Below are 20,466 nucleotides of genomic sequence, written 5' to 3' on the forward strand. Positions count from 1 at the left end.
ACTTATGAATATAGGCAACCAAAATGGTGGCCAAGGAGAATTCGAAAATGGCGCTATTGTAGCACTTTTCCGAAACGATGTTTTCTGAAAAATTTGCTTTCTGAAAAAAGTTAGACTTTTTTCATCGGTTTCAGTTTATTTTCGGCCACAGCAGCCCATTCCTGGCTTGAGTATGATAGAACAATTTATATCCACAGAGAGGAAATGCCGATGCAGCCCAATGTCACACCGCCCCCATTGATCTCCAACAATAACCGCAATGAAACCCTGGCGCTGGTTCATGGTATTTATGCCGGTTTACTCAGTTTTAGTGCGGTGGTGTTCCTGTATCTGGAATATCAGCAGCGCAGTATTGCCACAGTCAATTTAGTGATTGTGATGGCCTTGATGCTGCTGTTGATTTATCTGAATATCAGCGCCTGTTTAAAAGTGAAACGGGGCGATGGTGAAGGACGCACACTGTCGCGTATTTTGGCCGTGCTAATGTTATTAAGCTTTCCAATTGGCACGGTGCTCGGTGCAATTGCACTATGGAAAAGCAGCAGCAAGCAGTGGCAGAACTGACATTGGCAGTTTGTCATGATAATTTTCTGAAAATGCCATAAACAAATAATAAAAAATCGCTACAGTATTATGCAACAAGTTGCAAAGCCAGCGTACAGGAATACATGATGACAACAAGCTATGCACATCTGCTCAGTCCATTACATTTAGGTTTTACTACCCTGAAAAACCGGGTGGTGATGGGGTCCATGCATACCGGTCTGGAAGACCGTTTTTATAATTATCCGAAACTGGCGGCCTATTTTGGTGAGCGTGCCAAAGGCGGCGTTGGCCTGATTATTACGGGCGGGATTTCCCCGAACCGTCAGGGCTGGTTATTACCGGCCGGCGGCACCATGAATACCTTGGGGGATATTGCACCGCATCGCCTGGTGACACATGCGGTACATAAGCATGGCGCCAAAATCCTGTTGCAGATTCTGCATGCCGGCCGTTATGGCTATCAGCCTTTTGTGGTGTCGGCTAGCCCGATTAAATCGCCAATTTCACCATTTAAACCGCGCCAACTCAGCGATAAACAGATTTTAAACACCATTCAGGACTATGTGAAAACCGCCAGTCTGGCCAAAAAAGCCGGTTATGATGGCGTGGAAATCATGGGTTCTGAAGGCTATTTGCTAAACCAGTTTTTAAGCCGTCATGTCAATCAGCGCAATGACCGTTGGGGTGGCCCGATTGAAAACCGAATGCGCTTTGCTGTGGAAATTGTCAAAGCCATTCGTGCAGAAATTGGCGATAAGTTTATTATCTGTTTCCGTCTGTCGATGCTGGATCTGGTACATGATGGCAACACTATGGATGAAGTCATTACGGTAGCCAAAGCCCTGGAACAGGCCGGTGTGACTTTACTGAATACCGGTATTGGCTGGCATGAAGCGCGTATTCCGACCATTGTGACTTCGGTGCCGCGCGCGGCGTTTGTCGATTACACCGCAGCCGTGAAACAGCAAGTGTCGATTCCTGTGATTGCTTCTAACCGGATTAATATGCCAGATACGGCCGAAGAAATTCTGGCAGCGGGCAAAGCCGACATGATTCAGATGGCGCGTCCTTTACTGGCCGATGCTTTCTGGGTCAATAAAACCGCCACCAACCGGGTCGATGAAATCAATACCTGTATTGCCTGTAATCAGGCCTGTCTGGATCATACCTTTAAAAACCAGCGCGCCACCTGTCTGGTCAATCCGCGTGCTGCTTATGAAACCGAACTGGTCTATGTCAAAACCAAACAGCCAAAACGGATTGCCGTGGTGGGTGGTGGAGTCGCTGGTATGTCTGCTGCAACGGTGGCTGCAGGCCGTGGTCATCAGGTGACATTATTTGAAGCCAATGCCGATGTCGGCGGGCAGTTTAATCTGGCCAAAGTGATTCCGGGCAAAGAAGAATTCCACGAAACCATCCGCTATTTTAAGGTGCAACTGGAAAAAACCGGCGTAGATGTACGCCTGAATACCAAAGTCAACCGCGAGCAGCTGGAACGTGAAGGCTTTGATGAGGTGATTGTTGCCACTGGCGTGGTGCCGCGTGCACTCAACATTCCGGGCAGCGATTTACCACAGGTTCTGTCTTATGCCGAAGTACTCAATGGCGCGCCTGTCGGTTATAAAGTGGCGGTGATCGGTGCCGGTGGCATTGGTTTTGATGTGTCCGAGTTTTTATTAAAACCGGAGCAGCAGCCACAGCCGCAACCTGTGGAGGACTGGAAACGCGAGTGGGGTGTCGATTTAAATCCACACTATGTATCTGAAGGCGGTATGCAGGCACCGGAAATTCATCCCCCGGTCCGTGAAATTTATTTGTTGCAGCGTAAAACCACGCCATTGGGTGCCGGGCTAGGCAAGACCACCGGCTGGGTGCATCGTGCACAACTGAAAAAGCACGGCGTACGCATGTTGCGTGGGGTGCAATATAAAGCCATTGGTGATGAAGGCTTGTGGGTAGAAATGGATGGCCATGACCAGTTATTGCGAGTCGATACCGTGGTGGTCTGTGCCGGGCAGGAATCTGTTAAAGAGATTATGCCGGCAACTGGCCAGCAGACCTTGGCGCAATATCACATTATTGGCGGGGCAAAACTGGCAGCAGAACTGGATGCCAAGCGCGCCATTCGCGAAGGTGCTGAATTGGCCGCCAAACTTTAAACATTTGATGAAACAATATTCATTTGAGTCACTTGAATGTAATTTTTACTTGTCAGATGGAAAAAAGCTTCGTATTATGGCGCACATGGAAGCGTGGCAGAGCGGTTTAATGCACCGGTCTTGAAAACCGACGAGGGTGTGAGTCCTCCGTGAGTTCGAATCTCACCGCTTCCGCCAAATTCAAAAAGCCCTGACAGTGTCAGGGCTTTTTTCTTTTTGGAAATAATGTTAGCAAATAATAAGCTTAAACATATTTGTTGCTTAAGTGAAAACCTAGTATTTCATCTAGTACTGGCTTTGTTGCACAAACCTATCTGTAAAGGGTTTTTCAGCGATATAATTTTCAAATGAAGAAGCCTGCACACAAAATCTACCGCACAACCAATTGGCCCGCATATAACCGAGCACTCATGAGTCGCGGAAATATTGCCATTTGGTTTGATCCTGCTACGCAATGGTATGCGCCATCAAAAGGCAAACAAGGGCGAAATCAAACCTACTCCGACGCAGCCATCCAATGCTGCTTAATGATTAAATCCTTATTCCGTCTGTCTTTACGTATGGTCACTGGCTTTGTGCAAAGTCTGATTAAACTTTGCAGATTAAATTGGATAGCTCCAGATTACACCACGCTTTGTAGAAGACAAAAGCATATTGATATTGTAATCAGCTACCAAAAAAGTAGTGATGGGCTGCATCTACTTATGGACTCTACAGGCATGAAGTTTCTAGGTGAGGGCGAATGGAAACGCAAGAAACATGGACCTGAATATCGTCGCCAATGGCGTAAACTTCATATTGGTATAGATGCTAAAACCCTACAAATACGAGCAGTTCAGCTTACAACCAATAATGTCAGTGATTCACAGGTGCTTGGTGATTTACTTAATCAGATTCCACAAGATGAGCAGATTAACTCTGTTTATACCGATGGAGCTTATGACACCAAGCAATGCCGTCAGGTCATTGCAGATCGGCAAGCGCATGCGGTGATTCCACCTAGAAAAAATGCGAAACCATGGAAAGATACAAAGAGTAGCTCGCTAGAGCGAAATGAATTACTTCGAGCAATTAAACGTTTAGGTAGGATACTATGGAAAAAATGGTCAGGCTATCATCGGCGAAGTTTGGTTGAAACTAAGATGCATTGCATCAAATTATTAGGAGATAAACTCAGTGCAAGGAGTTTTGATAGCCAAGTGAATGAGATCCATGCACGTGTAGCAGTCCTTAACAGATTTACGGAATTAGGTCGCCCACTTACCCAAGTTACGCCTTAAATTTGGCTCAATTAAGGGCGCTTTGCATTTCAAATCTTTGTGCAACAAAGCCTGTCCCGTTGTCCGTTATAGGTCATTCGTCTTTTGCCGCCTCCCTGATACCTGTATCACGGAGGCGATTTTATTTGACGCTAGCAGTGTATTGGACAGTAGCGGTTTTGAGGGTGCCTGGAAATTATTGCACTTCTGGCGGGAAGCCATCTTCATTCAGCGCCGCCACCAGCTGATCTACGCTGGCACTGCTGTCGACGGTCACGATTTTACTGTCCAGATCAATGTCAACTTTGGCATTCGGGTCCACATCCTGAATGGTGGCTGTTACACCGCGGGCGCAGCCGCCGCAAGTCATATTGGCAATATGCAGTTTCATTAAGATGCTCCATGAGTCATGTGAAGATGCTTTCAGTTTAAAGCTTGTCATGATGGGAAGGTCAAGCCAAATTTTTATGCGCAGAGACTTGACCTTCCCATGATGTCAATCTGTATGCTGTAGGGAAATCCGGGTATTGGCCGAGGTAGGGCATGAGCATCTCAAATTCATCTGCTGTTTTTCGTGAAACATTGTCTATTCAGGGCATGACCTGTGCTTCATGCGTAGGCCGGGTGGAAAAAGCCTTAAAAAAAGTGGATGGGGTCGAGCAGGCCAATGTCAATCTGGCCACCGAACAGGCCGTGGTGGAATCTTCCGCACCACTTGACCGGGCCGCTTTGGTCAAAGCCATTGAGCGTGCCGGTTATGATGTGGTCGTCGCGGCACCCATCGAATTGTCAATTGACGGTATGACCTGTGCCTCCTGCGTGGCGCGGGTAGAAAAAGCCCTGAAAAAAGTGCCGGGTGTGCAGCAAGCCAATGTCAATCTGGCCACTGAGCAGGCCTGGGTCGAAGCCGATACTACGGTCAGTGCCGATAAACTGATTCAGGCCATCCGTAAGGCTGGTTATGATGCCCAGCTGCAGACCACGACCACCACTGAACAGGCGGATCAGAAAGCCAGCGAGCAGCAGCAACTAAAACGTGATCTGTTAATTTCCCTGGTGCTGGCCATTCCGGTATTTGTGCTGGAAATGGGCTCGCATTTAATTCCGGCTTTTCATATGTGGGTCATGCATCAGATCGGGCAGATGCCGAGCTGGCTGTTGCAGTTCGTGTTGACCACGCTGGTATTGCTATTTCCGGGCCGGCGTTTTTATCAAAAAGGCATTCCGGCCTTGCTGCGTTTCGCGCCGGATATGAACTCGCTGGTGGCAGTCGGAACCCTGGCCGCATACAGCTTTTCGGTGGTGGCGACTTTTATGCCACAGCTGTTACCGGAAGGCACGGTCAATGTCTATTTTGAAGCTGCCGCGGTGATTGTAAGCCTGATTTTGCTGGGACGCTATTTTGAAGCCAAAGCCAAAGGCCGCACCTCGCAGGCAATTCAGCACCTGATCGGCATGCAGCCAAAAACCGCCCGCATTGTACGTAATGGCCAAAGTGTGGAAGTGCCGCTGGCTGAAGTCAGCTCGGGTATGCAGGTCGATATCCGCCCAGGAGAGCGGATTCCGGTGGATGGGGAAGTGCTGGACGGCCGCAGTTATGTCGATGAATCGATGATTAGCGGAGAGCCGCTGCCAGTAGAAAAAATGGCAGGCAGCGCCGTGGTGGGCGGCACCATCAACCAGAATGGCAGCCTGAGCATCCGCGCAACTGCGGTGGGGGCAGATTCGGTGCTGGCGCAAATTATCCGCATGGTCGAGCAGGCGCAAGGCTCCAAACTGCCCATTCAGGCGCTGGTCGATAAAGTCACCATGTGGTTTGTGCCAGCCGTAATGCTAATGGCTGTGCTGACCTTTCTGGTCTGGCTGATTTTTGGTCCTGAACCGGCGCTGACCTTTGGTCTGGTCAATGCTGTAGCGGTGCTGATTATTGCCTGTCCATGTGCTATGGGGCTGGCCACTCCAACCTCGATTATGGTCGGCACTGGACGTGGGGCAGAAATGGGCATTCTGTTCCGTAAAGGCGAAGCCTTGCAGCTGTTACAGGAAGCGCAGGTGGTGGCGGTAGATAAAACCGGCACCTTAACCGAAGGCAAGCCGCAACTGACCGATTTTCATGTACAGGCCGGTTTTGAGCAGACGCAATTATTAAGCTGGGTGGCGGCGGTAGAAGCCAAGTCGGAGCATCCGATTGCCTTTGCTATTGTCGAAGCTGCCCAGCAACAAGGCTTATCTTTACCAGCTGTGAGCGATTTTGATTCGATTGTCGGGTCCGGCGTGAAAGGGCAGGTCAATGGTCAATGGCTGTATATCGGGGCCGACCGTTATATGCATCAGCTGGGTTTAAGTACCACAGCCTTTGATCAGGTTGCGGTACGTTTGGGGCAGGAGGGAAAAACACCACTGTATGTGGCGGTAGAGGATCAACTGGCGGCCATCATTGCCGTGGCCGATCCAATCAAAGACAGCACCTTTGCCGCGATTGAAGCCTTGCATCAGTTGGGCGTAAAAGTGGCAATGATCACCGGCGATAACCGGTATACCGCCGAAGCGATTGCCCGGCAGCTAAAAATTGATACTGTGGTTGCCGAAGTTCTGCCGGAAGGCAAAGTCGATAGCGTACGTGAATTGCAGCAGCAATATGGCCGTCTGGCCTTTGTCGGCGATGGGATTAATGATGCCCCGGCGCTGGCACAGGCCGATGTCGGGCTGGCCATTGGCACCGGTACCGATGTAGCCATTGAAGCCGCCGATGTGGTGCTGATGTCCGGCAGTTTAAAAGGCATTCCCAATGCGATTGCTTTAAGTCAGGCCACTATCCGCAATATCCGCCAGAACCTGTTTTGGGCCTTTGTTTATAACGTGGCCTTAATTCCGATTGCCGCCGGCGTGCTGTATCCGCTGTGGGGCATTTTACTGTCGCCGATGTTTGCTGCAGGCGCAATGGCACTGTCATCCGTGTTTGTGCTGGGCAATGCTTTACGCCTGAAGCGCTTTGCCGCGCCGCTGCAATAGCCGTTGGCGTCAGGACATTTTCGGTTTAAGATCGGAGGCAGGTCTTAAACCGCCGTATTGAGCGAGAAGCATGTGAATATTGGTCAAGCCGCAAAGCAGTCGGGCATCTCTGCCAAAATGATCCGTTATTATGAAAGTATCGGCCTGCTCACGGCTGCCCAGCGCAGTGCTGCTGGTTATCGGGTCTATTCCGAGCAGGATTTAAAAACCCTGAATTTTATTCGTCATGCCCGCGAGCTGGGCTTTTCTACCGAGCAAATGAAAGAACTGATTTCGCTGTGGAAAAATAGCGGCCGCCAGAGTGCAGAAGTGAAAGCGCTGACCTTAAAACATATTGATGAGCTGAACCAGAAAATCCAGCGTTTACAGGACATGGTCAATTTGTTGCAGCAATCTGCGCAGCATTGTCAGGGCAATCACAGCGCGGAATGTGCCATTCTGGACCAGATTGAAAAAGGCGGATAAGCCAGTAAGCAGCAGGAATCGAATTGCAGGAGGATGAATCAATGCAGATTCATCCTCCTTTTTTATGCTTTATTTACGGATTTGAATGGCAAACTGAATCACATGCGACTTCCCCTGATGCAGCTGTCCTTCATGACGTTCCACTTCACCGACAAAGAAATGCAGCAGATGATCTTGCTGGAAGATCTCTAGAAAATCACGTGGATCATACAGCATGTCAGGATTGCCCGGGCCACCGGTGGCATAGGCCAGTTGTGCTTTGGAATAGACCTCGCCAATGAACCAGCCACCGGATTTCAGGCTATGACGCACGCCGTGCAGTAATTTCTGCTGGGTCGGCTGATTGACATGACCAAACACGCAAATCGCATGCTGAAACTGGTTTTCCGGCCATTCTACCTGACTTAAATCCACCGCGGCGGTGTCCAAGGTCAGCTGTTTGGCCTGGGCATGTTTTTGGGCTTTTTCAAGCGCAACAGTCGAATAATCCCAGAGTAGTCCGGCAAACGGCAGTTGCTGTTCACGGGCGCGCTCGGCCAGATAAATCAGGTTACGGCCTTCACCTTCAGCAATGCCCAGCGTAGCGCCAGAAATCGCTAACTGCTGGGCCATCTGCTGAATAAAAACGTTGGCCGCTTCGCCATATAAATGATCGGTGCTGTGGTAGCGTTCATCCCATGGATTGCTAAAGCGAGGTGTCATATGCAGGCCCTTCATTGGTTAAAAATAAACGGGGGAGAAGATTAAGACTGGCCTTGACTATAACATATTATAAAAACATATATTGTTTTATTCGGCTTCGGCAAGTTGTATTTGGGTGAAGCCTGATGGGCCGGCTTTGCTGCGGTTAATATTCAGTGTATTTACTGCAATAGCGCTTCATCCGCAGGGCCTTCAGGCGTTATCATGGACAGATCAAAGCATTGGATTGCCTTATGAAAATTATTGCCGATGAAAATCTGGCCTTTACCGATTATTTTTTTGCCGAGTTTGGTGAAATCTCCCATCGTCCGGGCCGGACCTTAACTGCGCAGGACCTGCACGATACCGAAGCCTTACTGGTGCGCTCGGTAACCAAGGTCAATGCCGAACTGATCCAGCACAGCAAGCTGCGTTTTGTGGGCAGTGCCACCATTGGTACCGATCATCTGGATATTGCCGCGCTGGAACAGCAGCAGATTCGCTGGTCCAATGCCGCCGGCTGTAATGCACAGGCGGTTGCCGAATATGTGATTACCGCCTTACTGCATGTGCGTCCAGCCTTACTGGAAGCAGGCCAGCAGTTCTGTCTGGGCATTATCGGACTGGGCAATGTCGGTTCGCGTCTGGCGGTAATGGCGGAACTGCTGGGCTGGAAAGTGGTGGCTTATGATCCTTTGGTGCAACGTGAAAGTGTGCAGCAACTGGCATTGGCAGACGTATTGGCTCAGGCCGATGCCATTTCGATTCATGTGCCGCTGACCAAAACCGGTCCGTATCCGACCTATCATCTGTTCAATGCCGAAACCCTGGCCCAGATGAAGCCGGATGCAATTTTAATTAACTCAGCGCGTGGTCCGGTGGTGGCAGAGCAGGCATTAATGACCGATATCCAGCAGACCGGGCGTGCGGTGGTGCTGGATGTATTTGAGCATGAACCGGAAATTTCTGCCGAATTATTACATCTGGTCACGTTGGTAACGCCGCATATTGCCGGTTACAGTCTGGAAGGCAAAGCCCGCGGCACACAAATGATTTATGCCGCTTTTTGTGAAGTCTTTGGGCAAGTGGCACATAAACGCTTTGAAAACCAGTTGCCGCCGTGCAGCGATTATTTTAGTGGTCAGCCGTTAAAAGCCGCACTGCAACAGCATCTGCCACAGATGTATGATATTGCCGCCGATGACGCCAAATTACGTGCCTGCTTAAAAGACGGCAAGGTCGATCAGCAGGCCTTTGACCATTTACGCAAGACTTATCCGCTGCGCCGTGAATGGGCTGCGCATGGAGGGCCAGCCGCATGAGCCTGAACTATCAGCCGACCTGTAGTCTTGAGGCTATGCGCGCCCGCGCCAAGATGTACGCCCAGATTCGCCAGTTTTTTGCTGAGCGCGAAGTGCTGGAAGTGGAAACGCCTATTTTGTCGCAGGCCGGTGTCACCGATGTACATTTAAGCTCGGTACAGGCCAAGCGTCATGTATTGGGCCAGCAGCAGACGCATTATCTGCAAACTTCGCCTGAATTTGCCATGAAACGCCTGCTGGCCAGTGGTAGCGGCCCGATTTACCAGATCTGCAAGGTGTTTCGTGATGATGAGCACGGCCGCAAACACAATAGCGAATTTACCATGCTGGAATGGTATCGCCCGGGTTTTAGCCTGAAAGAGCTGATGTTTGAAGTCACCGATTTACTCAATCTGACCTTGGCACAGCGTTTTGGTGAAGTGCGTCCGACAGTACTGAGTTATAAACATGCTTTTATGGACCGGCTGGATCTGAATCCGCTGCAAGCGACATTGCAGGAACTGAAAGCCTGCTGTCAGCGTGTCGGGCTAAGCCTCGATTTAGGTGATGATCGTCTGGGCTATATCGACCTGTTGTTCTCGCATATGGTTGAGCCTAGTCTGGGCTTTGACACGCCGGTATTCCTGACTGATTTCCCGCCGGAACTGGCGTCACTGGCCAAAACCCGTGTCGATGAAGATGGCGAACTGGTTGCCGCCCGTTTTGAGCTGTACATTGAAGGGCTGGAACTGGCCAATGCCTATGATGAACTGGCTGATGCCGAGGTGCTCCGTGGCCGTTTTGAAGCCGACAATCAGGAGCGGGAAAAACTGGGCTTGCATGTGATGCCACTTGATGAATATCTGCTCAGTGCCTTGCCTCAGATGCCGCCATGTTCAGGTATTGCGCTGGGTATTGACCGTTTATTGATGATTGCCACCCAGCAGATGCGTTTGGAACAGGTAATTACTTTTCCGGCCGAACGGTCTTAAGGCGGCTTCATCCAGATCAGCACAGGGGGATGATTCATCCCTAGGAAATAAAAATACCCGTGCACGACACGGGTATTTTTAATTTTATGACTCAATTTTAGCTTGCGGCGGTATATTCTGCTTTCAGCACTTCAATGGCTTTAATACGGCGCTGAATCAGCATTTCACCAATATCCGGGCCTTTAATCTCAGGCGGTAAATCCTGTGCTTTAATGCCGCGCACCACCTGCATGGCTTTTAGCACATAATCGGCCTGCGGATAGTCCCGATCTTCCATGCCTAAACGGCCACGCGAATCACATTCACAGGCCTGGACAAAGGCTTCTACCCGTTCCGGACGACGCAATACATCCAGACGCTGTAACAGACGCCATAAGGTGCCCGGTTTCAAGGTCAGGGCCTGATGGCATTTTAAATGTTCCTTGCACACCGCCAGTGCCAGCTGTTTGGTATAGGTCGGCACTTTCAGGCGGTCACACAGGTCAGTAACCGGCTGAATACCACGTTCTTCATGCATGATATGACGCGGTAATTCATCGGCTGGGGTCAGGGCCTTGCCCAAGTCGTGCACCAGCACGGCAAAACGCACATCCAGACTGTAATTCTGGCGGCAGGCCTGTTGCAGGGACATTAAGGTATGCACGCCGCAGTCAATTTCCGGATGATATTCCGGGCGCTGTGGAATCCCAAACAGGGCATCAATTTCCGGGAACAAGGCTTTTAAGGCACCGCAGCGACGCAGCACTTCAAAGTATTCATCGGCATGATCTTCCTGCAAGGCGCGTGCAGTTTCTTTCCAGACCCGTTCCGGGGTTAAGGTATCCAGCTCGCCAGATGCTGCCAGCGTGCGCATCAGGGTCAGGGTGTCATCGGCCACACGAAAGCCCAGCGCTTTATAACGCGCAGCAAAACGGGCAATTCTGAGTACACGTAATGGGTCTTCAACAAAGGCGTCGGAAACATGACGCAGCACTTTTTGCGCCAGATCCTGCTGTCCACCATAAGGATCATAGACCTGGCCGTTTTCATCCATGGCCATGGCATTAATGGTCAGGTCACGACGGATTAAATCTTCTTCCAGCGTGACATTGGGTGCAGTATAAAACTCGAAACCATGATAGCCCTGACCGGCTTTACGTTCGGTACGGGCCAGTGCATATTCTTCTTTTGATTCAGGATGTAAAAACACAGGGAAGTCTTTGCCCACGGGCTGATAGCCTTGGGCCAGAAGCTGTTCGGGTGTTGCCCCGACAACCACATAATCTTTTTCGTGATAGGGGTGCCCCAGCAAATGATCTCGCACCGCACCGCCTACTAAATAAACTTGCATGAAAAAACCTCTATTCTTGAGGTCATCATGCAACAGAATAGAGGTTTTCTCAAGTCAGAATGCCGAGCTTTTCACTCGGCATTCAGTTTTTATAGCGCGTCTTGTTCCGCTTGCTGAATTTCTGCCACGGTTAACGCAGTCATATTCACCACACGACGGGTGGTCGCTGTTGGCGTTAAAATATGTACCGGTTTCGCTGCGCCCAGCAAGATTGGACCAATGGTCACGTTGCTGCCTGAAGTCGATTTCAACAGGTTAAACGAAATATTGGCTGCATCCAGGTTCGGCATAATCAGCAGGTTAGCTGAACCTTTGAAGCGTGAGTTCGGGAATGCGAAATGGCGAATATTTTCGTCCAGTGCCGCATCACCATGCATTTCACCTTCCACTTCAAGTTCTGGTGCAATCTCAGACAGAATATCAAACACTTTACGCATTTTTTGCGCGCTGGCATCGTTCTGGTCTGAACCAAAGCTTGAATGCGACAGCAGGGCAATACGTGGTGTTACACCAAAACGGCGTACTTCTTCAGCGGCCAGAATGGTCATTTCAGCCAGCTGTTCAGCTGTCGGATTACGGTTGATGTAAGTGTCGGCAATAAACAGGTTACGATCTTCCAGCATCAGCGCATTCAGAGTGAAGAAAGTATTGTGACCTTCTTTCAGACCAATGATATTGCTAACGAAGTCTAAGTGAATGTCGTAGCTTGAATAAGTACCACATAACATACCGTCAGCCAGACCGTGTTTCACCAGCATTGCGGCAATTAAGGTCGAGCGGCGACGTGCTTCACGCTGCGCATATTCAGGCGTTACACCTTTACGCTGCATGATGCTGTAGTAATCATCGGCGAATTTTTCGTAATCCGGGTTTTTCTCCTGGTCAACAATAGTGATATTCACACCATGTTCCAGACGTAAGCCCAGTTTCTTGATATTCGCTTCAATAACCGCAGTACGACCCACCAGAATCGGTTGCGCCAGACCTTCGTCCACTGCAATTTGTACTGCACGTAAAACGCGTAAGTCTTCACCTTCTGCATAGGCAATGCGTTTCGGATCGGTTTTCGCCTGTGCAAAAATTGGTTTCATCATAAACGCAGAGTTATATACAAACTCTGACAGACGTTGATGATAAGCCGAGAAGTCCTGAATTGGACGTGTTGCCACACCTGAATCCATCGCTGCTTTGGCGACCGCAGGAGCAATTTCAAGAATCAGACGCTGATCAAGCGGACGTGGAATTAAATAGTCACGACCAAATGAAGCAGATTTTTCACCATAGGATGCCGCATCTGCTTCTACGTGTGCCATACGTGCAATCGCGTGTACGCAGGCAATTTTCATTTCTTCGTTAATGGTGGTTGCACCCACATCCAGCGCACCACGGAAGATGTACGGGAAGCACAGCGCGTTATTCACCTGGTTCGGATAGTCGGAACGGCCGGTTGCCATAATTACATCATCACGTACTTCGTGGGCATGTTCAGGCAGAATTTCCGGGTCCGGGTTAGCCAGAGCGAAGATGATTGGATTAGCCGCCATCTGCTTGACCATTTCTTTGGTCAGAATACCGGCAGCAGAGAGACCGAGGAACATATCGGCACCGGCAATTACATCGGCCAGTTGGGTCGCTTCAATATCCTGTACGTAGCGTTTTTTCGACTCGTCCAGACCTTCACGTTTGGTGGTCAATAGACCGCGTGAGTCCGCCACAATAATATTTTCTTTTTTCGCACCCAGGGCACAAAGCAGGTCCAGGCACGACAGGGCAGCAGCACCGGCACCTGAAGCCACAATCTTGATTTCGGCAATGTTTTTGCCGTTCAGTTGTAGCGCATTCAGCAGCGCAGAACCGACGATAATTGACGTACCATGCTGGTCATCATGGAACACCGGAATGTTCATGCGTTCACGCAGTTTTTGCTCAATGTAGAAGCATTCTGGTGCCTTGATGTCTTCAAGGTTAATCCCGCCAAAGGTTGGTTCGAGTGCAGCAACGATATCAACGATTTTGTCTGGATCATTTTCAGCGATTTCAATGTCAAATACATCGACGCCGGCGAATTTCTTGAACAGAACGCCTTTACCTTCCATAACCGGTTTAGACGCTAAAGGACCGATGTTCCCTAAACCTAGTACAGCGGTACCGTTACTCACCACGGCAACCAGGTTGCCACGTGCTGTATACAGTGCTGCAGTAGAAGGATCTCGTTCAATCTCTAAACATGGTGCCGCGACACCAGGTGAGTATGCAAGCGCTAAGTCACGTTGGTTGACCAGCTGCTTACTTGGGGTAACGCTGATTTTACCTGGAGTAGGAAATTCGTGATAATACAAAGCCTGCTGTTTTAATGATTGATCGTCCATCTGAATCTCGTATGTTACTGTGTCCAGCGATGCTGGCGGTTTGTGCTAAATCTGCTCGAATATACCATTACTTACGCACTAAGCACAGTCAAAGCTGCGCATTTTTAGAACAAACTTAGAAGTTTAAGCTATAGATTAAGATTCACTAACAATAAGTGGTGTCTGCATTTTTTCACTCAGGAAGCGGGTCGCATCCTGTTGTGGCAGCGGTTTGGAGAATAAAAAGCCCTGGGCGATGTCGCAATCGAGCTTTCTGAGGTACTGAAGTTGATGTTCAGTTTCAATACCTTCAGCGACAATGGTCATGCCCATGGCTTTGCCCATGGCAATCATGGCACTGACAATGGCTTCCTGCTTGCTGTGGCCAATCTTGGACACAAAGCTGCGGTCGATCTTTAAAACATCTATAGGAAAATCGGTTAAGTAAGAGAGGGAAGAATAACCGGTACCAAAATCATCCAGCGAAATATGAATATGGCGCTTCTTGATTTCTTCCAGAATATATTTGACCTCGTCGGTATTTTCCAGCAACGACGATTCAGTAATTTCCAGTTCCAGGCTTTCACCGGAAATATGATAGGTATTGAGCGCCTCATCAATATCTTCCAGCAAATGTCCGCGTTGTAGCTGCTGCGCCACAATATTGACCGAAACCCGGATGTTATCAAAGCCCAGTGCCTGCCAGTCCCGAATCTGCTTGGCGGTTTGCTGAATTACGATATGGCCAATCTCTGAAATCAGGCTGGTTTGCTCGGCAATTGGAATAAATAAGCCGGGTGGAATCAGGCCTTTTTCCGGATGGTTCCAGCGTACCAAGGCTTCAAAACCGGAGACCTGCTGATCATGGAAATTGATTTTTGGCTGGTAATAGACGATCAGCTCATCATTTTTAATGGCCTGACGTAAATCGCGCTCAATGTGCACGTCCTGCTCTAACAGCTTGGTGGTTTCCAGCGAATAGTATTTGGTGGTATTGCCACCCAGACGCTTGGCTTCCGACAGCGCCTGTTCGGCACAGTTGTTTAAATAATCCAGCTGCCGGCCATGTTCAGGATATAAAGACACGCCCATCGACAGGGTAATAATATGGTCCTGACCCTGGATATTAAACGGCGCCGAGAAGGCTTTGGTAATGCGTTCGCAATGCTGCTGCACCGATGGACGAATATGTGATAGCTCATAAATAATGGCAAAATCATCGCCATTTAAATGCGCCACCAACAGCGCTTCGGCATTAATGAGGCGTAAACGCTGCGCCACCTGTCTTAGCAGTTCATCGCCGCCGTTATGGCTTAAATATTCATTCAGCACCCGGAACCGGTCGATGTTCAGACGAATCACGGCCAGCTGTTTAATTGAGTCCTGATGTGAGACCAGATACTGATGCAGCTGATAGTTATAATAAAACCGGTTAGGCAGATCGGTCAGCGTGTCATAATTTTCCAGATAGGACAGGCGCTGTTCCTGCCGGCGGCGCTCGGTTAAATCCGAGACAATCCCGACATAATGGGTAGAGCGGTTCTGTTCGTTGCTGACGGTATTCATGTGCAGGCGGATGGTCAGCTCTTTGCCGGACAGGTATTTTTCATCCATTTCGCCATCATATTCGCCTTCTTTGAGCAGTTGCTTGACAATAGCATTGTGCATACTGCGCTGCCGCGATTTGTAATTGCTGGCAATATCAAACAGATGTTTGCCAATAATCTGCTCGCGACTAAAGCCGGTCAGCTGTTCAAAGCAGGGGTTGACCTCAATATAACGCAGGTCTTCATTTAGAATAAAAATCCCTTCTGCTGCCTGCTGCAGTACGCTGGCGGTCAGTTTCAGGCGTTCCTGATCGGTTTTTTCCTGATGGATGTCACGGCGGATACCGACCATGCGTAATGGACGCCGGGTTTCAGGGTCACGCTCAATCACACGGCCAACATCATGTACCCAAACCCATTTGCCATTGCTTTGCTGTACCCGGTAGGTCACTTCATAGCGGTCGGTCTGGCCACGCAGATGCTGCTTCATGGTGTTGCGAAAATGCGCCAGATCATCCGGGTGAATCAGTTGCTGCAGTTTGTGATGATGGGCTTTAGAGCCGGACATTTTCAGCTGCTGATGCTCATTGGTCAGGGTAATCAGGCGATGCTTGATGTCCCAGTCCCATGGTTTTAGCCCGGCCACTTCATGCGCTAGTACCAGATTGGCCTGTTGATCTTGTAGGGCTTTATGGATTTGCTCCAGATCAAAGGTCCGCTCTTTCACTTTCTGTTCCAGCATCTGGTTATTAAACTGCAACTGCTGCTCAATGTCTTTGGAGCGGTTCATTTCCGTTTGCAGTTGCTGGCATAGCTGGTCGGTCCAGGCCACTTGCTGTTCGGCCTGTTTTTTCAGCTGATTATTCTTGAAATAGACGCTAGATAGCCGGCGATGCATGTGCATGGAGGTATTGGCACAAATCAGCAGACAGATTAAGGCAAAGTTGGTGGCCAGATAAAACAGCGGTTCGGTGTTGCTGTTAAAGAACAGCGGGGAAATTAAATACGGCACAATGGCCGGAATAAATACCAGCGAAAAATAGCTCAGGCGCTGGGTTAAAAAGGTGAGGGCAAAGGTCTGGCTAATAATCACCAGCAAAGCCGCCAGAATAATGGCCTGATAGGTGCTCATCTCCAGACTGTACTTCGGCAGGAAATAGTACAGCAGGGCAATGCCAATACCAAGGCTAATACCAACCAGCAGGCATACCAGCTTGATCCAGCGATGTGCCATTTGAATACTGTATTGACCGGGCTTAAAGCGCATTTCATTAAAGAACAGGCAGCCGGCCAGCCCCAGTTCACTCAGCAGGAACCAGGCATTAAACGCGAAAGTTGAAAAATTAAAAGAGTAGTGAAAAATAAAATAAATATAAAAACAGAGAATGAGGATGCTCAGCAAAAAGAAGCGCATCAGCCGGATTGTATTGGTGATTTGGGCAGCATACAAATACTGCTCCATGAGCTCATCCTGATGGTCTGACATATATCCCCAAAACCCTATAAATTACAGAGTATGTAAAAATCCATTTTATTTTATGAATAACCTGATATTAGGTGAAATTGTAAAATAATATTTTGAGATTAGTCAGTAAACTTTAAAAAAGCAATCATCTGACTCAGCATTCAGCTAAAAATAAGACGAATTACACGCTGAAGTTAAAATTTAAAATAGAAAGTGCGACCACAGGCGCAGTTTCAGTTCTTAACACGCGCTCGCCTATACACCAGTTCACAAAACCTTTCGTATTTGCGCTACTGATTTCAGCCTCGCTCAGGCCGCCTTCAGGCCCAATTAACAGGGCAAGTTCTGGCGTGGCATTGTGTAAGACATTCACTTCATCTTTGTTGGGTGCTAATACCAGTTTAGTCGCTGGCAGATTGGTGTCGAGCCATTTTTCCAGCGGCATCGGCGGGAGAATTTTAGGCACAATATTCAGACCACATTGTTCACAAGCAGCAATGGCGATACCTTGCCAGTGATCCAGTTTTTTCTGGTCACGGTCGTATTTCAGACGCATTTCGCAGCGTTCAGAGGTGAGGAGCTGAATCTCGGAAACGCCGAGTTCCACCGCTTTTTGAATGGCATAATCCATCCGGTCGCCCTTACTCATGACCTGACCGAGCAGGGCCTTGAATTTAGGTGTACGGTTGCCCGGATTAAAGCTGTTGACCATCACCGTTGCTGTTTTTTTCTGGACGTCGGTAAGGGTCACTTCATATTCGCCACCTTGTCCATTGAACAGGGTGGCTGTGTCGCCCACTTGTGCACGCAGTACTTTACACCAATGGTGAAACACGGTTTCGGTCAGCGCGAGCTGCGTCTCAACCGTTAATTCAGCTTCAATATAAAAACGTGGCATAAAGTACAACTCGCAAAAAGAAAATTAGGCTAAACCAAGATCAGTCACAAGCTGACGGGTAGGCTCGGTATTGTTCATGGTGTAGAAGTGCAGACTTGGCGCACCACCTGCAATCAGGCGTTCACAGAATTTCAGCACCACTTCATGACCGAAGGCTTTAATCGATGCCGTGTCATCACCATATGTCGCCAGTTGCTTGCGAATCCAGCGTGGAATTTCAGCACCAGTACTATCGGCAAAGCGAATCAGGTTGCTGGCATTGGTAATTGGCATAATACCCGGCGCCACCGGAATATTGACACCGGCTTGCTGAATACGCTCAACAAAGTAGAAGTAGGCATCCGGATTGAAAAAGAATTGCGTTAAGGCTGCATTGGCGCCGGCATTTACTTTTTCAACAAAATGCTGAATATCTTTATCAAAGCTTTCCGCTTGTGGGTGCATTTCCGGATAGGCAGCCACTTCAATATGGAAATGATCACCGGAATGTTCACGAATAAAGCGGACTAGATCCTGTGCATATGGCAATTCACCCAAGCCAACCTGACCGGATGGCAAGTCACCACGCAGTGCCACAATACGGTCAATACCTTGTGATTTGTACAGGTCCAGCAATTCGGCAATACGGGCTTTATCATCACCAATACAAGACAGGTGAGGCGCAACCGGTGTGCCTTTGCCATTGAAGTCGTTAATGGTCGATAAGGTACGTTCACGAGTTGAACCACCAGCGCCATAGGTCACCGAGAAAAATTCTGGATTTAAAAGCTGAAGCTCTTGGTGTACGGTCTTGAGTTTTTCTGCACCGGTATCAGTTTTGGTTGGGAAGAACTCGAATGAAATCGGAATCTGTTTTGACATGTTGAAATCCTCTTTATAAATACTTTTTATTCACCCTCTCCCTGACCTCTCCCAAAGGGAGAGGAGTATTCATTACTGAATAACGCAGAGTCTTGGCTCAAATTACTTAAATTTCACAAGTAAAACTCGTAATGTAAATGATTTGAGAGTTCACCCTCTCCCTATGGGAGAGGGATGGGGTGAGGGCTAATTAATATTTATAAGCATCCGATTTAAACGGACCTTCAACCGCTACACCTAAGTAGTCCGCTTGTTCTTGCGTCAATTGCGTCAGAACGCCGCCAAAACCTGCAACCATTGCAGCTGCAACTTCTTCGTCCAATTTCTTCGGAAGCAGTTCAACGCGAATCGCGGCTTGTTTTTGATCTTCAGGAAGATCAGCAAATTTCTCAGCGAACAAGTGCATTTGACCTAAAACCTGGTTGGCAAATGAACCGTCCATCACGCGTGATGGGTGACCTGTTGCGTTACCCAGGTTCACTAAACGACCTTCAGACAGCAGGATCAGGTAATCGTTTTCATTTTCTGAACGATACACCTGGTGAACTTGAGGTTTCACTTCAACCCACTTGTAACCACGTAGGTAGTTGGTGTCGATTTCAGTGTCAAAGTGACCGATGTTACATACAACCGCACCTGCTTTTAATGTATCCAGCATGGCAGCGTCACAAACGTGGTAGTTACCCGTTGTTGTTACGATCAGGTCAGTGTTTAAAAGAAGGTCAGCGTTAACGTCTTCTTTCTTGCCGGTTTGAACACCATTTTTGTATGGAGAAACCACTTCATAACCGTCCATGCAGGCTTGCATTGCACAGATAGGATCGATTTCAGAAACACGTACGATCATGCCTTCTTGACGAAGTGATTGCGCAGAACCTTTACCTACGTCACCGTAACCAATGACCAGCGCACGACGACCAGATAAAAGCATATCGGTTGCACGTTTGATGGCATCGTTGAGTGAGTGACGGCAACCGTATTTGTTGTCGTTTTTAGACTTGGTTACTGAATCGTTTACATTGATTGCAGGTACTTTCAGAGAACCGTCTTTCCACATTTCAAGCAGACGTTGTACACCTGTGGTGGTTTCTTCAGTAATACCGTGGATTTTCGCCAAAACTTCTGGGTATTTTTCGTGAACAAGTGCAGTTAAGTCACCGCCATCGTCCAGAATCATGTTGGCATCCCAAGGCGTGCCATTCACGTTAATTTGTTGCTCTAAGCACCACACGTATTCTTCTTCAGTTTCACCTTTCCAAGCGAACACAGGAACGCCAGACGCAGCAATGGCAGCAGCAGCGTGGTCTTGCGTTGAGAAGATGTTACAAGAGGTCCAGCGTACTTCAGCGCCAAGTTCAACCAAAGTTTCGATCAGAACAGCTGTTTGGATTGTCATGTGGATACAACCCAAAATTTTAGCACCAGCAAGTGGTTTAGCCGCAGAGTAGCGTTTACGCAGACCCATCAGGGCTGGCATTTCAGCTTCTGCAAGTTTGATTTCTTTACGACCGAAGTCTGCTAAAGTGATGTCTGCTACTTTGTAATCAGTAAATGAAGCATTAACCGCGTTCATCACGATCTCCTTAATAAAAACAATTGATC

The 20,466-nt window shown here is 48.7% G+C and carries 15 protein-coding genes and 1 tRNA gene; 8 read left to right on the forward strand and 8 right to left on the reverse strand.

The annotated features are described in order from the left end of the window. The first annotated feature begins 210 nt into the window (after positions 1-210). The 4 genes from FTU67_RS02815 (at position 211) to FTU67_RS02830 (ending at position 3,985) form a co-directional block, all read left to right on the forward strand. On the forward strand, positions 211-564 hold the full coding sequence (locus tag FTU67_RS02815) for a hypothetical protein (RefSeq protein WP_005179182.1): 354 nt from the start codon (positions 211-213) through the stop codon (positions 562-564). Between the two features lie 104 nt (positions 565-668). After that, on the forward strand, positions 669-2,705 hold the full coding sequence (locus FTU67_RS02820; RefSeq protein ID WP_171525334.1) for an NADPH-dependent 2,4-dienoyl-CoA reductase: 2,037 nt from the start codon (positions 669-671) through the stop codon (positions 2,703-2,705). Between the two features lie 87 nt (positions 2,706-2,792). Then, a tRNA-Ser gene (locus FTU67_RS02825) sits at positions 2,793-2,882 on the forward strand. 170 nt (positions 2,883-3,052) lie between these two features. After that, entirely contained in the window at positions 3,053-3,985 is a 933-nt protein-coding gene (locus tag FTU67_RS02830) for an IS5-like element ISAba12 family transposase (RefSeq protein WP_180061379.1), read from the forward strand. A gap of 175 nt (positions 3,986-4,160) precedes the next feature. Here the strand turns inward: FTU67_RS02830 and FTU67_RS02835 are convergent, their stop codons facing one another. After that, on the reverse strand, positions 4,161-4,355 hold the full coding sequence (locus FTU67_RS02835) for a heavy-metal-associated domain-containing protein (protein ID WP_005179178.1): 195 nt from the start codon (positions 4,353-4,355) through the stop codon (positions 4,161-4,163). 152 nt (positions 4,356-4,507) lie between these two features. Here FTU67_RS02835 and FTU67_RS02840 point away from each other — a divergent pair, with 152 nt between their 5' ends. Together FTU67_RS02840 and cueR are read left to right on the forward strand one after the other, a co-directional pair. Continuing rightward, positions 4,508-6,976 (forward strand): heavy metal translocating P-type ATPase, encoded by a 2,469-nt coding sequence (locus tag FTU67_RS02840; RefSeq protein WP_180061380.1) that lies wholly within the window; start codon positions 4,508-4,510, stop codon positions 6,974-6,976. A 72-nt stretch (positions 6,977-7,048) separates the two neighbouring features. Further along, the gene (gene cueR, locus FTU67_RS02845; RefSeq protein WP_005179173.1) at positions 7,049-7,441 is read left to right on the forward strand and encodes a Cu(I)-responsive transcriptional regulator; all 393 of its coding nucleotides are present in this window, start codon (positions 7,049-7,051) and stop codon (positions 7,439-7,441) included. Between the two features lie 69 nt (positions 7,442-7,510). Here the strand turns inward: cueR and FTU67_RS02850 are convergent, their stop codons facing one another. After that, positions 7,511-8,143, reverse strand: coding sequence for a class I SAM-dependent methyltransferase (locus FTU67_RS02850; RefSeq protein WP_005179171.1), 633 nt, complete (start codon positions 8,141-8,143; stop codon positions 7,511-7,513). A 233-nt stretch (positions 8,144-8,376) separates the two neighbouring features. Here FTU67_RS02850 and FTU67_RS02855 point away from each other — a divergent pair, with 233 nt between their 5' ends. Beyond that, positions 8,377-9,444 carry a 4-phosphoerythronate dehydrogenase gene (locus FTU67_RS02855; RefSeq protein WP_005179168.1) on the forward strand — a complete coding sequence of 356 codons (1,068 nt, stop codon included), beginning with the start codon at positions 8,377-8,379 and terminating at the stop codon, positions 9,442-9,444. Further along, complete coding sequence (gene epmA / locus FTU67_RS02860) at positions 9,441-10,415, forward strand: EF-P lysine aminoacylase EpmA (protein ID WP_180036456.1); 975 nt, start codon at positions 9,441-9,443, stop codon at positions 10,413-10,415. The genes FTU67_RS02855 and epmA overlap by 4 nt, the downstream gene beginning before the upstream one ends. A 97-nt stretch (positions 10,416-10,512) precedes the next feature. Here the strand turns inward: epmA and FTU67_RS02865 are convergent, their stop codons facing one another. The 6 genes from FTU67_RS02865 to ahcY form a co-directional block, all read right to left on the reverse strand. Beyond that, positions 10,513-11,745 carry a multifunctional CCA addition/repair protein gene (locus FTU67_RS02865; RefSeq protein WP_104488290.1) on the reverse strand — a complete coding sequence of 411 codons (1,233 nt, stop codon included), beginning with the start codon at positions 11,743-11,745 and terminating at the stop codon, positions 10,513-10,515. Positions 11,746-11,834: 89 nt separating this feature from the next. Further along, positions 11,835-14,114 (reverse strand): NADP-dependent malic enzyme, encoded by a 2,280-nt coding sequence (locus tag FTU67_RS02870; protein ID WP_005179160.1) that lies wholly within the window; start codon positions 14,112-14,114, stop codon positions 11,835-11,837. Positions 14,115-14,249: 135 nt separating this feature from the next. Beyond that, a complete protein-coding gene (locus FTU67_RS02875; protein ID WP_035363240.1) occupies positions 14,250-17,126 on the reverse strand; it encodes an EAL domain-containing protein in 2,877 nt (958 codons plus the stop codon). A 160-nt stretch (positions 17,127-17,286) separates the two neighbouring features. Further along, positions 17,287-18,003, reverse strand: coding sequence for a 16S rRNA (uracil(1498)-N(3))-methyltransferase (locus FTU67_RS02880; protein WP_127799600.1), 717 nt, complete (start codon positions 18,001-18,003; stop codon positions 17,287-17,289). Between the two features lie 24 nt (positions 18,004-18,027). Next, positions 18,028-18,864, reverse strand: a complete 837-nt coding sequence (gene metF, locus FTU67_RS02885; protein WP_168395924.1) for a methylenetetrahydrofolate reductase [NAD(P)H] — start codon at positions 18,862-18,864, stop codon at positions 18,028-18,030. 190 nt (positions 18,865-19,054) lie between these two features. Next, the gene (ahcY, locus tag FTU67_RS02890) at positions 19,055-20,437 is read right to left on the reverse strand and encodes an adenosylhomocysteinase (RefSeq protein WP_005179150.1); all 1,383 of its coding nucleotides are present in this window, start codon (positions 20,435-20,437) and stop codon (positions 19,055-19,057) included. Positions 20,438-20,466 lie beyond the last annotated feature (29 nt).

The sequence above is a fragment of the Acinetobacter sp. YH12132 genome (assembly GCF_013418645.1).
In the GTDB taxonomy this organism is placed as follows: Bacteria; Pseudomonadota; Gammaproteobacteria; order Pseudomonadales; family Moraxellaceae; genus Acinetobacter; species Acinetobacter indicus.